Source organism: Pseudomonas sp. MYb327 (assembly GCF_040438925.1).
Classification (GTDB): Bacteria; Pseudomonadota; Gammaproteobacteria; order Pseudomonadales; family Pseudomonadaceae; genus Aquipseudomonas.
Map to the genome: position 1 here is coordinate 510,001 of NZ_CP159258.1, position 13,411 is coordinate 523,411.

General features: G+C 55.7%; 11 protein-coding genes, 2 rRNA genes and 1 pseudogene (1 of these 14 cut by a window edge). 10 read left to right on the forward strand and 4 right to left on the reverse strand.

Annotated features, from left to right (window positions below):
* The 6 genes from ABVN21_RS02275 to ABVN21_RS02300 all read left to right on the forward strand — a co-directional run.
* Positions 1-1,899: ribosomal RNA gene (locus tag ABVN21_RS02275) — 23S ribosomal RNA — on the forward strand (it extends 993 nt beyond the left edge of the window).
* Between the two features lie 169 nt (positions 1,900-2,068).
* Positions 2,069-2,184, forward strand: a 5S ribosomal RNA gene (gene rrf, locus ABVN21_RS02280).
* Positions 2,185-2,531: 347 nt separating this feature from the next.
* On the forward strand, positions 2,532-4,136 hold the full coding sequence (locus ABVN21_RS02285; RefSeq protein WP_339556452.1) for a response regulator: 1,605 nt from the start codon (positions 2,532-2,534) through the stop codon (positions 4,134-4,136).
* Positions 4,133-4,825: a HAMP domain-containing sensor histidine kinase gene (locus ABVN21_RS02290; protein WP_339556453.1), complete on the forward strand. Its 693-nt coding sequence runs from the start codon at positions 4,133-4,135 to the stop codon at positions 4,823-4,825. The genes ABVN21_RS02285 and ABVN21_RS02290 overlap by 4 nt, the downstream gene beginning before the upstream one ends.
* 236 nt (positions 4,826-5,061) lie before the next feature.
* Complete coding sequence (locus ABVN21_RS02295) at positions 5,062-6,303, forward strand: glutamine synthetase family protein (protein WP_339556489.1); 1,242 nt, start codon at positions 5,062-5,064, stop codon at positions 6,301-6,303.
* 70 nt (positions 6,304-6,373) lie between these two features.
* The gene (locus tag ABVN21_RS02300; protein WP_339556454.1) at positions 6,374-7,744 is read left to right on the forward strand and encodes an MFS transporter; all 1,371 of its coding nucleotides are present in this window, start codon (positions 6,374-6,376) and stop codon (positions 7,742-7,744) included.
* A gap of 59 nt (positions 7,745-7,803) precedes the next feature.
* Here the strand turns inward: ABVN21_RS02300 and ABVN21_RS02305 are convergent, their stop codons facing one another.
* The 4 genes from ABVN21_RS02305 to flgA form a co-directional block, all read right to left on the reverse strand.
* Complete coding sequence (locus ABVN21_RS02305; RefSeq protein ID WP_339556455.1) at positions 7,804-8,550, reverse strand: flagellar regulator YcgR PilZN domain-containing protein; 747 nt, start codon at positions 8,548-8,550, stop codon at positions 7,804-7,806.
* Between the two features lie 92 nt (positions 8,551-8,642).
* Positions 8,643-9,110 (reverse strand): flagellar protein FlgN, encoded by a 468-nt coding sequence (locus tag ABVN21_RS02310; RefSeq protein ID WP_339556456.1) that lies wholly within the window; start codon positions 9,108-9,110, stop codon positions 8,643-8,645.
* Positions 9,111-9,158: 48 nt separating this feature from the next.
* The gene (flgM, locus tag ABVN21_RS02315) at positions 9,159-9,485 is read right to left on the reverse strand and encodes a flagellar biosynthesis anti-sigma factor FlgM (RefSeq protein ID WP_339556457.1); all 327 of its coding nucleotides are present in this window, start codon (positions 9,483-9,485) and stop codon (positions 9,159-9,161) included.
* Positions 9,486-9,649: 164 nt separating this feature from the next.
* Complete coding sequence (flgA, locus tag ABVN21_RS02320) at positions 9,650-10,411, reverse strand: flagellar basal body P-ring formation chaperone FlgA (RefSeq protein ID WP_339556458.1); 762 nt, start codon at positions 10,409-10,411, stop codon at positions 9,650-9,652.
* A gap of 83 nt (positions 10,412-10,494) precedes the next feature.
* Here flgA and ABVN21_RS02325 point away from each other — a divergent pair, with 83 nt between their 5' ends.
* From ABVN21_RS02325 to flgC, 4 genes and pseudogenes are all read left to right on the forward strand, one after another.
* Positions 10,495-11,427, forward strand: coding sequence for a chemotaxis protein CheV (locus tag ABVN21_RS02325; protein WP_034146130.1), 933 nt, complete (start codon positions 10,495-10,497; stop codon positions 11,425-11,427).
* Between the two features lie 46 nt (positions 11,428-11,473).
* A pseudogene (gene cheR, locus ABVN21_RS02330) lies at positions 11,474-12,299 on the forward strand (protein-glutamate O-methyltransferase CheR).
* 243 nt (positions 12,300-12,542) lie between these two features.
* Complete coding sequence (gene flgB / locus ABVN21_RS02335) at positions 12,543-12,950, forward strand: flagellar basal body rod protein FlgB (protein WP_034146131.1); 408 nt, start codon at positions 12,543-12,545, stop codon at positions 12,948-12,950.
* Between the two features lie 3 nt (positions 12,951-12,953).
* Entirely contained in the window at positions 12,954-13,397 is a 444-nt protein-coding gene (gene flgC / locus ABVN21_RS02340; protein WP_034146132.1) for a flagellar basal body rod protein FlgC, read from the forward strand.
* Positions 13,398-13,411 lie beyond the last annotated feature (14 nt).

Here is a 13,411-nt window from a genome sequence, read left to right on the forward strand (position 1 = left end):
GTCCCAAAGTTATGGTTAAGTGGGAAACGATGTGGGAAGGCTTAGACAGCTAGGAGGTTGGCTTAGAAGCAGCCACCCTTTAAAGAAAGCGTAATAGCTCACTAGTCGAGTCGGCCTGCGCGGAAGATGTAACGGGGCTCAAACCATACACCGAAGCTACGGGTATCACTTAGGTGATGCGGTAGAGGAGCGTTCTGTAAGCCTGTGAAGGTGAGTTGAGAAGCTTGCTGGAGGTATCAGAAGTGCGAATGCTGACATGAGTAACGACAATGGGTGTGAAAAACACCCACGCCGAAAGACCAAGGTTTCCTGCGCAACGTTAATCGACGCAGGGTTAGTCGGTCCCTAAGGCGAGGCTGAAAAGCGTAGTCGATGGAAAACAGGTTAATATTCCTGTACTTCTGGTTATTGCGATGGAGGGACGGAGAAGGCTAGGCCAGCTTGGCGTTGGTTGTCCAAGTTTAAGGTGGTAGGCTGGAATCTTAGGTAAATCCGGGATTCTAAGGCCGAGAGCTGATGACGAGTTACCCTTTGGGTGACGAAGTGGTTGATGCCATGCTTCCAAGAAAAGCTTCTAAGCTTCAGGTAACCAGGAACCGTACCCCAAACCGACACAGGTGGTTGGGTAGAGAATACCAAGGCGCTTGAGAGAACTCGGGTGAAGGAACTAGGCAAAATGGCACCGTAACTTCGGGAGAAGGTGCGCCGGTGAGGGTGAAGCATTTACTGCGTAAGCCCACGCCGGTCGAAGATACCAGGCCGCTGCGACTGTTTATTAAAAACACAGCACTCTGCAAACACGAAAGTGGACGTATAGGGTGTGACGCCTGCCCGGTGCCGGAAGGTTAATTGATGGGGTTAGCTAACGCGAAGCTCTTGATCGAAGCCCCGGTAAACGGCGGCCGTAACTATAACGGTCCTAAGGTAGCGAAATTCCTTGTCGGGTAAGTTCCGACCTGCACGAATGGCGTAACGATGGCGGCGCTGTCTCCACCCGAGACTCAGTGAAATTGAAATCGCTGTGAAGATGCAGTGTATCCGCGGCTAGACGGAAAGACCCCGTGAACCTTTACTATAGCTTTGCACTGGACTTTGAATTTGCTTGTGTAGGATAGGTGGGAGGCTTTGAAGCGTGGACGCCAGTTCGCGTGGAGCCATCCTTGAAATACCACCCTGGCAACTTTGAGGTTCTAACTCAGGTCCGTTATCCGGATCGAGGACAGTGTATGGTGGGTAGTTTGACTGGGGCGGTCTCCTCCTAAAGAGTAACGGAGGAGTACGAAGGTGCGCTCAGACCGGTCGGAAATCGGTCGTAGAGTATAAAGGCAAAAGCGCGCTTGACTGCGAGACAGACACGTCGAGCAGGTACGAAAGTAGGTCTTAGTGATCCGGTGGTTCTGTATGGAAGGGCCATCGCTCAACGGATAAAAGGTACTCCGGGGATAACAGGCTGATACCGCCCAAGAGTTCATATCGACGGCGGTGTTTGGCACCTCGATGTCGGCTCATCACATCCTGGGGCTGAAGCCGGTCCCAAGGGTATGGCTGTTCGCCATTTAAAGTGGTACGCGAGCTGGGTTTAGAACGTCGTGAGACAGTTCGGTCCCTATCTGCCGTGGACGTTTGAGATTTGAGAGGGGCTGCTCCTAGTACGAGAGGACCGGAGTGGACGAACCTCTGGTGTTCCGGTTGTCACGCCAGTGGCATTGCCGGGTAGCTATGTTCGGAATAGATAACCGCTGAAAGCATCTAAGCGGGAAACTAGCCTCAAGATGAGATCTCACTGGGACCTTGAGTCCCCTGAAGGGCCGTCGAAGACTACGACGTTGATAGGTTGGGTGTGTAAGCGCTGTGAGGCGTTGAGCTAACCAATACTAATTGCCCGTGAGGCTTGACCATATAACACCCAAGCAATTTGATCCTCCTCGTTGAAAAGACGAACGAGACCAGATTGCGGTGTGTGAAGACGAAACGAACCGAAAGTTCGACGCTTACAAAACACCGAAAGCTGTCACATACCCAATTTGCTGAAGCGAGGCCATCTGGTCACGACTCAGTACCCGAATTTCTTGACGACCATAGAGCATTGGAACCACCTGATCCCATCCCGAACTCAGCAGTGAAACGATGCATCGCCGATGGTAGTGTGGGGTTTCCCCATGTGAGAGTAGGTCATCGTCAAGATTAAATTCCGAAACCCCAATTGCGAAAGCAGTTGGGGTTTTGTTTTGTCCGCAGGAAAGTGGATTGAACAACAGCTCTAGATTCCCCCCATCACTTCTCCAGACTTCTCAATACGTACGGTGCGAATGCGCGCCTAATGCTTCAAGAGAACGCTATCACCGGCCGATAACCATTTGGTACAGCGATCTTCACTTCTCATAGCTTCCTTTGGCAGTTGCAGTTTAAGAGAAATCGCTTGATAGCTTATGGCTACTAGCTATCATCTGCGCGCCGGAATAGGCGGGTGTAGCTGATTTTGTTTATTGATTGCCTTCAGTTCTTCTTCTTAAATTGCCTGGAAATCTTCGATGCTGTCGTACCACCAAAAGAGTTTTCTGATCGTCGATGATTTTTCGGATTTCCGTAGTTCGGTAAGGTCCATGTTGCGGGAGCTGGGCGTAAAGGATGTGGATACCGCGGACACGGGCGAACAGGCGCTGAAAATGTGTTCGCAGAAATCCTACGACTTCATCCTGCAGGATTTCCATCTGGGCGATGGCAAGAAGAACGGTCAGCAGGTACTCGAAGATTTGATGATCGAGAAACTGATCAGCCACGAAAGTGTATTCGTCATGGTCACTGCTGAAACCAGTCAGGCGATGGTGCTCAGCGCTCTCGAGCACGAACCGGACGCCTACCTGACCAAGCCTTTCAATCGTTCCGGTCTGGCTCAGCGCCTGGAACGTCTGGTGCAGCGCAAGACCTTGCTCAAACCAATACTGCAGGCGCTTGACCGGGGCAAACCTGTTGAAGTGCTTAATGCCTGCATTGCACTGTGCAAGCAAGATATCCGCTATTCGCCGTTGTGCCTGCGTTATCGAGCAGATGCCCTGCGTGACCTTAATCAAAATGAAGCTTTAGAACGCCTATACGACAGCATCATTGCCGATCGGCCTCTACCGTGGGCATTTGCCGGACTTGGCCAGTTGCTATTCAAGCGTGGTCAAGTCAGTCAGGCCAAGGGGATCTATGAAAAAGCCCTGAAAGTATTTCCGCTGATGCCGGCGCTCTATGACGGCATGGCTGATGTGCTGGTCGCCGAAGGGGACACAAAGGCTGCCCAAAGTGTATTGGAGGAAGCTATTCGTCTTTCGCCACTGGCCGTGCGTCGGCAAGCGTTGCTGGGTAAATTGGCGATGACCAACGAGGATTTTGACACAGCTTCGAAAGCCTACCGTCAGGCAGTGTCGCAAGGTGCTCAGTCACGGTTCAAGGACGCAGAAAGCAACCTCGGGCTGGCCCACGCCTTGATCAGCAAGGGGAGCGAAAGAGGTCTGGATAACCGGACTCGACTCGAAATCAATACGACACTGAGCGCAGTAGCCAAGGAAAACCCCACTGATCCTGGTCTGCAAATTCGAGCGCGGCTGATGAAAGCCACCAGTCTGTTGCTTAACGACGGCGAAACAGCCGAAAAACTCACCGAGCAAGCCATGATGCGTCTCGACGGCATGGAACAGTTCATGAGTGCAGAAGCGGCGCTATTGGTTGCCAAGCAACTGCAAATGCTCGGCAAGTCGGAGGCGGGCGCCTCGATGCTTAAGAACTGTGCAGAAATCTATGGTGACGATCCGGCGGTCATGAAAGACATCGCCAAGCTTACCGATGATCCAACGATTCTCAAATCGAGCAATGCTGCTGCTGACCTCAACCGTCAAGGTGTTCGGGTGTACAAGACCGGTAACCTCGTTGAGGCGCGGGATGTGTTCCGCAAAGCCCTGGCGTTGCAGCCGAAGAACATCAGTATCGCGTTGAACATGGCGCAGGCACTCTTGCATGGCACCGATACCAGTGTGCAATCGCCCGAGCTCGAAGAATGCAGAACGTGCCTGAAAATGGTCGGAATGATGCCTGACACCGACGCACGATATTCGCGTTATCAAAAACTTAAGAGCAAGGCGTTCGGCGAATGAATGACCACCAACCGGCACTGGATTTCTCAACGGTGATTGCTTCCACCGTACACGACATGAAGAATTCTTTGGCCATGCTCATGCAGGCCCATAGCCAATGGTTGGCGAGCCTGCCAACTCCTGCGCGCGCCACCCCGGAGCAAGGCGTAATCGAGTACGAGTTCGCTCACTTAAACGGAATGTTGGTGCAGTTGCTGGGCCTTTACAAGCTGGGTGTCAACCAGTTGCCCTTGCAGCCGGCCTACCATGAACTCGATGATTTCATCGAAGCACAATTGGCGTGTCATCAGGATGTCTTCGCCAGCCGCGATATTGCCGCGACCTATGAAGTCGATCCGCTGAGTCCGCTGGGGTTCTTCGATCGTGAGTTAGTCGCTTCGGTGCTGGCCAATAGCATCAACAATGCCATTCGTTTTGCGCGTCATGCGGTGTTGATTAGCGTCAGTGATGAGGCCGGGCAACTGGTGATGACCATCAACGACGATGGCGAAGGATATCCACCCGAGATGATCGAGCGTCAGGCCGAATACGTGCAAGGCATCAATCAAAGCAGCGGCAGTACGGGGTTGGGTCTGTATTTTGCGGGGCGGATTGCGGCGTTGCATCAGCGTAATGGTGTCGGCGGGCGCACCGAAATCAGCAACGGCGGACCGTTGGGAGGCGGCGTCTTCAGTCTCTACCTGCCCTGAAAAATCCAACCCAAAAGATCGCAGCCTTTGGCGGCTCCCACATTTTGTTTGCAGCCTGCTTGATATTCTGAACAGGCGGAGCCTATTTTGTACGGGTCGCCGTTCGCGGCCCGAACAACAACAAGGATTGCGTCATGACAACCGATGGCCTGAGTTCACTCGCTCAGCGATTGACGGGCATTGATGAGATTGAATGTGTCACGCCGGACTTGAATGGCGTACCTCGGGGCAAGGTGATGACCGCCGAAGGTTTCCTTGAGGGGCGGCGTCTGCAGATGGCGCGGGGTGTGCTGCTGCAATGCATCATGGGCGGATACCCGCCGGCGCGTTTCTACGGTAGCGATGATGGCGACCTGGCGCTCGTTCCAGACCCTGCGCAGATCCACCGCTTGCCCTGGAGCAAGAAACCGCGCGCATTCGCCATTTGCGATGCGGATGAGTTGAGCGGTGCAAGCTCCAGCCTCTCTACTCGCGGCCAGCTCAAATCAGTCATCGCACGGTACGCGGCCCTTGGCTTGGCGCCAGTAGTGGCGACTGAAGTGGAGTTCTTCGTCTTCGCCCCCAACACCGACCCGACCCAACCCTTCCAGCCCCCATTGGGCCTCGATGGCCGTCGCGAAGAGGGGCATTCGGCGTTCAGTGTCAGTTCCAATAACGGTTTGCGGCCCTTTTTCAGTGAGGTCTATGAAGCCATGGCTGCACTGGGCGTGCCTCGCGATACCTTTATGCACGAAATGGGTGTCAGTCAGTTCGAGATCAACTTGCTGCACGGCGATCCGCTGCTGCTGGCCGACCAGACATTTCTGTTCAAACATTTGCTGAAAGAAATTGCGCTCAAGCATGGACTGATCGTCGTTTGCATGGCCAAGCCTTTGGCGCATACGCCTGGCAGTTCGATGCATATTCATCAGAGCATCGTCGATATTGGCTCCGGGCAAAATGTATTTAGCGACGAAGCCGGTCAAGCGACGGCAACCTTCCGTCATTTCATAGCCGGCCAGCAGGCCGCGATGGCGGACTTCACTGCGTTGTTTGCGCCGAACGTGAACTCGTATCAGCGCTTGTGCCACCCCTTCGCATCACCGAATAATGCCTGCTGGTCCCACGACAACCGTGCAGCAGGGTTGCGCATTCCCGCCAGCGCACCGGTCGCTCGTCGGGTCGAAAATCGGTTGCCGGGTGCTGATGCCAATCCGTATCTGGCAATCGCGGCGAGTCTGGCCGCAGGGTTGCATGGCATTGAGCACCGACTGGAGCCGAGCGAGCCGATTCAGGGTGAATTCGCAGTGCCGGACAATCTTTCGTTACCCTGTACCTTGCATGCCGCACTTGAGCGTCTGAAACGTAGCCAATTGGCGAAGGAACTGTTTGGCAAGGAGTTCATCGAAGGCTACATCGCTTCGAAGGCCATGGAGTTGACCAGTTTCTATGATGAAATTACTCCCTGGGAACGGCGTGTTCTAGCAGCCCAGGCCTGACGCACCATCTATACCGGGCTATCTTTTCGGATAGTCCGATTCTTACTGCAAGGAGCCGCTCGGAACGCCGATGCGCCAAATCTGGAAACCTTTTCGAGCGCTATATTTTGCCTCGCTGATGATGTTGATCGGCTCCGGCTTGCTGAGTACCTACCTGGGCTTGCGCCTGGCGGCTGATCATGTCGACAGTTTGTGGGTCGGTGCGTTGATGGCAGCCAACTATTTCGGCCTGGTGTTGGGTGGAAAGATCGGCCATCGCCTGATTGCCCGCGTGGGGCATATACGGGCCTATTCTGCCTGCGCCGGGATTGTCGGCGCGGCGGTACTCGGCCATGGGCTGGTGGACTGGTTGCCGGCCTGGCTATTTCTGCGGGTTATCGTCGGCCTCGGCATGATGTGTCAGTACATGGTCATCGAGAGCTGGCTCAATGAACAAGCCGAAGCCTCGCAACGCGGCACGGTGTTCAGCGGCTACATGATCGCCTCGTACCTCGGCTTGGTGCTGGGTCAGTTGATTCTGGTCATGCATCCGGGGCTGGGCCTGGAATTGTTGATGCTGGTCGCGCTGTGCTTTGCGCTGTGTCTGGTGCCTGTCGCGTTAACCCGCCGCATTCACCCGGCGCCGTTGCACCCGGCGCCAATGGAGCCGCGGTTCTTCATCAAGCGCGTGCCGCAGTCGTTGAGCACTGTGCTGGGCGCGGGTCTGATCATCGGTTCGTTCTACGGTCTGGCACCGTTGTATGCCTCGCAGCAAGGGCTGTCCACAGAGCAGGTCGGCTTGTTCATGGGTAGCTGCATTTTTGCGGGACTGCTGGTGCAGTGGCCGTTGGGCTGGCTGTCCGACCGTTATGATCGGGCGCTGTTGATCCGCTGTTTTGCGCTGATACTGGCCCTTGCCGCGTTGCCATTGGCGATCTTGAAGCAAGTGCCGCTGGAAGTGTTGTTCATCGCCGGGTTCCTTTGCTCGCTGGTGAAGTTCTGCCTCTATCCGCTGGCCGTGGCGTTCTCCAATGACCACGTCGAAGCTGATCGCCGGGTGTCACTGACAGCGATGTTGCTAGTGACCTATGGCGTAGGTGCCAGTATCGGGCCGCTGGCTGCTGGCGTGCTGATGAAGTTGTTCGGCAGCCAGATGCTCTATGCATTTTTCAGCTTCTTCGCTTTGGTGCTGGTGTGGCGTATTCGCCCGAAAGCGGTGACCAATTTGCATCAGGTGGACGATGCGCCGCTGCATCACGTGGCCATGCCGGACAGTATGTCGAGCTCGCCGCTGGTGGCATGCCTTGATCCACGGGTCGATGAGCAGGTGGTACAGGATCAGATGCAGAATCCGGTCAGTCCGGAGTCGACTCCTGAGCCGGAAGCCGAGCCTGAAACCGATCCTCAACCAAAAGACCCTGACGGTGGTCGCGAGCAAAGCTTCACTGAAGCCCGGCCTTAAATCCGGGCATAAAAAACGGGCAGTCACCGCAAGGGACTGCCCGTTTTTTTGCCGTTGTATCAGAGATCGTCTTTGTCGAAGCGCCGTGCTTCGCGTTGCAACTGATAGACGAATCGCTCGACCTGGCGCTGAACCAGCCCGCTCATGTTGTGGAAGCGGACACCGGCAAAGGTGGTGGAGATTTTTTCTTCAAAGTGCAGATAACGCAGTTCGACCGGCGCCGTCATGTTGCCGAAAGGCAGGGCGGCCATGAAGCGGTCGTAAACCTGGCCCAGCTGCAGACTGCCTGTGATATCACCGTCGAAACGCAATTTGCAGCCGGTGGCGGAAATATCCAACAGCTTGCCACTGATAGGCGCCTTGAGCTTTTCGCCATCCAGATCGACGTTAACCAGTTGCGCCAATTTCAACGCAGCGCGGAACGCATTGCGACGTTGGTGGTAGACCACCTCGTCGGGCAGGGTGCCGCGGTAGCAGCGAGTACCACTGGATTCATCGACGGTCAGCGGGCCGTTGCTTTCCCAGGCGATTCGTACGCCTTCGTGGAAGCCTTCGATCTTGAACGGTTCGCCGGCCATCAAGTAGCGTTCGCCGTCACGCGGAATCATTTCGTCCAGGGCAATCATGTTGCTGTCACGGTCAACAGCCACAAGATAGGTCTGGAAGCGCTGGCTACGCTCGTGGAAGGTGATGATTAGCGGGTCATGACTTTCGTGTAACTGGCGCAGGTTGCTGGAGATTTCCAGAGGCGTGCTGAGCACCTTGGGTGGCTGCGGAGAATCTTCCGCACTTAAGGCATTGGACACGGTTAATCAATCTCCAGACAAAATTTGACTACGGCGAGCCAGCATATTGCCAGCATGTCTCGCGTCTTGATAGAGGGGGGGCATCAACCGGCTTAAGCCTGACTGAGCGGGCGCGGCTTTACAAGTTTGGAGAATGATCCGCTGGCATCGTAGAGCGCAGGAGGTTCACCGCCGGTGAGTATCTTCAGCTGGGTAGCCGTGGCGGCTTGCTGCACCAGGATTGACTGGCCGTTGCTGGCGTTGGTGGTCTGACACTGGGCCAGGAGGTCGGTCAGCACATCGCTTTGCGCCAGCAACGTCTCGCCAATGCTCGACTGGCTTGCCAGTTGCTCCAGGCCGCTGCGGTTGGTCGGCAGGTTGAGGCTGGCAAGGATTTCACTGCGCTTGCGGCCATGCTGTTCGAGCAGAATGATCAGCGCCTGTTTCTGCGCGAGAACGTCTTCAAGCAGAGGCATGTCACGACCATGCAGCGCGAGGGACTCGGTCTGCAGCAGCTCCAGCAAGTGTTGCGCTGGAGCGAAGTCGTCGGTGATCAATTGCAGTAAATTAGTGTCGTGCATGGCTGGCCTTGGGTTTTAAGCGTCCAAAAGCCTGGCGCCGGCCGTGGCCTAGCGCTGGGCTTCGAAGTTGAGCAGTTTGCTGGCTACACGGTTGCTGTCGACTTTATAGCTGCCATCGGCAATCGCTGCTTTCAATTCGGCCACGCGGGCGTTATCGACGACAGGCTGATCGCGCAGCGTATCAGTGACCTTTTGCAACTGTTGAGCCTCATTGCTGAGATGTACCGATTCCCCGCTTTTGACGGTACCAGCCTGTTCGGCCGGGGTATTCAGCGGCGCGGGTTTGCCGGATTCGGCAGTGTCCTTGGTGGCGCTGGTACGTGTACTGCCTGTAAGTGACGAGGAGCTGTTCAAACGGCTGAAATCAATGACCATGATAAAAACCTCTGGGAATTTGGACGCTTGCCATGTTTTCGGCCCTTCCCTGAAAAACTTTAGGCTCATTTATCAATGAGCGTGCGCGCGTCAGCGTTTGCACGGCATGGGACACAGTTTAGGGAACAGCCTCGGTCAGCGCCACAGCTTCACCAAAAGAGACCCTACATGGACACTTCCACCTGGCCCGGCGCGGTAACTTGCGCCTTGATGACCCGCTTGGAGTTGAGGTTTTTGACCCGGATCTGTTCGCTCATGCCGCCGTTGGCCAGCGCTTCGCCCGGCATACGCACGCTGAGCGTACCACTGCGGGCGGTGATCACTACCTGATCCCCCTTGCGGATCACTTCCGCCTGTTCGAGATTGACCAGGGTAATCACCTGATCGGCGACCATTGGTCGGGTAATTCTTTGCCCGATCGCCTGATCCACGGAGGTCAGGTAGCCCTGGCTGATCAGGCTGATATCGCGCTCACGCAGAACGACATCATCAGGCTCGACGATGCCCGATCGCCGCAGCGGTCGGGCGGTGGTCACGACATCACGAAACAGGCGCACTTGAGCGGGTACGAAGACCGTCCACGGGGACGTACCCTCACAGCGAACCTTGACTGTCACACGCCCCAATGGCTTCGCCGGACTCTCCAGCGTGGCTGTCAATTCCTTGTCGCACATTGGCATGTGCATGCGTGGATCCAGCTGGTTGACCTGGATTTCATAGCGACCTTCCGTTTGACTGTTGGCCAGATAGTCCTCTACGGTGAATTCAAGAAAGCCTTGGGTGACGCCGATAAGCATGTCAGGCAAGGTAACCGCGTCAGCAAGGGCAGGGCTGCCAGCGTTGAACAGGCACACAGCCGCCAACACGCCGAGGCATTTGCGGTAGGTCGTGGTCAGGCGTCGGGAAAATGTCGGTTCTGTGTTCATAAAGAGATAAAAAGCAAGCGCCGTGCCGTTTAGTGATGAATGTGCGTCGCAACAACACTTAGCGTTGGTGTAGGAGTCTGGGCATGGCTGGTGTAATGGATTCGGTAAACCAGCGCACGCAACTGGTGGGGCAGAATCGCCTTGAGCTGTTGTTGTTCCGTCTCGACGGCCAGCAGCTGTATGGGATCAACGTGTTCAAGGTGCGGGAAGTGCTGCAATGCCCGAAATTGACGCTGATGCCCAAGTCCAGTCCTGTCGTGTGCGGCGTGGCGAATATTCGGGGGGCGACCATTCCGATCCTGGATCTGGCGATGGCGACCGGCTCCGGTGCTTTAAAGGACAAGAACAATCCCTTCGTGATCATCACGGAGTACAACACCAAGACCCAGGGTTTTCTGGTGCGTTCGGTTGAACGCATCGTGAACATGAACTGGGAAGAAATTCATCCGCCACCCAAGGGCACCGGGCGCGATCACTACCTGACGGCTGTGACTCGGGTCGACAATCAGTTAGTCGAAATCATCGACGTCGAGAAGGTGCTGGCGGAAGTGGCGCCGACCCCGGAAGCGATTTCCGTTGGCGTGGTGGATGTCGAAACCCAGCACAAGGCGCTGTCCTTGCGCGTGCTGACGGTCGATGACTCGTCAGTGGCGCGCAAGCAGGTCACGCGTTGCCTGCAAACGGTCGGTGTCGAAGTGGTGGCGTTGAACGACGGCCGGCAAGCGCTGGATTACTTGCGCAAACTGGTCGACGAGGGCAAGAAGCCGGAAGAAGAGTTCCTGATGATGATCTCCGACATCGAGATGCCGGAGATGGACGGGTACACCCTGACGGCAGAGATCCGCAACGACCCTCGCATGCAAAAGCTTCATATCATCCTGCATACTTCGTTGTCGGGTGTATTCAATCAGGCGATGGTCAAGAAGGTCGGTGCCGATGACTTCCTTGCCAAATTCCGTCCTGATGACCTGGCATCCCGGGTAGTCGACCGGATCAAAGCAGCAGACATCAACTAGGGGCGTTTGGCCCCTGGCAGTCAACACGATTTTAGAGGCGGCAGCATTGTCTACGGGTAATTTGGATTTCGAACAGTTCCGGGTATTCCTGGAAAAAGCCTGTGGCATTTTGCTCGGTGAAAACAAGCAGTACCTGGTCGAGCCGTCTCAACAAGCTGATGGAACAGCAAGGCATCAAGTCGTTGGGTGAGCTTGTCCAGCGCATGCAGACCCAGCCACGCAGCGGTTTGCGCGAGCAGGTAGTGGATGCCATGACCACCAACGAAACCCTGTGGTTTCGTGACACCTATCCATTTGAAGTCTTGAAGAACAAAGTGCTGCCCGAGGCGATCAAGGCCAGTCCCGGCCAGCGTTTGCGGATCTGGTCGGCGGCCTGTTCGTCGGGGCAGGAACCGTACTCGCTGTCGATGTCCATCGACGAGTTCGAGCGGGTCAATATGGGCCAGTTGAAGATGGGTGTGCAGATTGTTGCCACTGATCTGTCCGGTACCATGCTGAACAACTGCAAGACCGGCGAGTACGACAGCCTGGCCATCGGTCGTGGTCTGTCGCCTGAGCGGCTGCAGCGTTACTTTGATCCAAAAGGGCCGGGGCGCTGGGCAATCAAGGCGCCGATCAAGAGTCGCGTGGAGTTTCGTTCATTCAACCTGCTGGACAGCTACGCGAGCCTCGGCAAGTTCGACATCGTGTTCTGCCGCAACGTGCTGATCTACTTCTCCGCCGAGGTGAAGAAGGACATCCTGTTGCGTATCCACAGCACGTTGAAGCCCGGTGGTTATTTGTTCCTCGGTGCTTCCGAAGCGCTGAACGGGTTGCCCGATCATTACCAGATGGTCCAGTGCAGTCCGGGGATTATTTACCAGGCGAAGTGATGCAAAAGCGACGGTCATAAAAAGGAGCCCAATGGGCTCCTTTTTTTTGTCCGTCACTTTTGCATTACGTAGGGGAAGCACTAGCGGCAGAAAAGCGGCAGAAGGCGGAAACCGGTTGCCGCTTTTCTGGCATTGCCGCGTTGCCACTGCCCGCAAAGCCCCGGTTTATGGGCTTTTTTGAATTGGCATGACGCTTGCTATGTTCATCGTACGAAAAATCAGGTCACCCGAAGGTTTCCCGACATGAGCATCAGCTTCGATAAAGCGCTCGGCATTCACGAAAAGGCTCTGGGCTTCCGCGCTCAGCGTGCCGAAGTCCTGGCCAACAACATTGCCAACGCAGACACCCCGAACTACAAGGCGCGGGATCTGGAATTCTCGAAAGTGCTCGAGGCGCAGAACGATAAAGCCAAGAACGGCACGTTCGCTTTGAACATGACCAACAGCCGTCACATCGAAGCCGAAGGCCTGGGCAATGGCGACGAGTCGTTGATGTACCGCACGCCGATGCAACCGTCGATTGACCAGAACACCGTGGACGCCCAACTGGAACAGTCGAACTACGCGGAAAACGCCGTCGGCTTCCAGGCCAGCTTCACCCTGCTCAACAGCAAATTCAAAGGGCTGGTGTCAGCCCTGCGCGGAGAGTAAGTCATGTCTCTATCCAGTGTTTTCAACATTGCCGGTAGCGGCATGAGTGCGCAAACCACTCGCTTGAACACCGTTGCTTCGAACATTGCCAACGCCGAGACAGTCTCGTCGAGCATCGACCAGACCTACCGTGCGCGTCACCCGGTTTTTGCCACCATGTTCCAGGGTGGCCAGAGTGGCGGCAGCGATTCGCTGTTCCAGAATCAGGACGCTGCCGGTCAGGGCGTGCAGGTCATGGGCGTCGTCGAAGATCAGAGCAACCTCGAAGCGCGATACGAGCCTAACCATCCGGCTGCCGATGCCAAGGGCTACGTCTACTACCCGAACGTCAACGTGGTGGAAGAAATGGCCGACATGATTTCCGCGAGCCGTTCGTTCCAGACCAACGCCGAAATGATGAACACCGCCAAAACCATGATGCAGAAAGTGCTGACCCTCGGTCAGTGATAAGGGGCGACTCA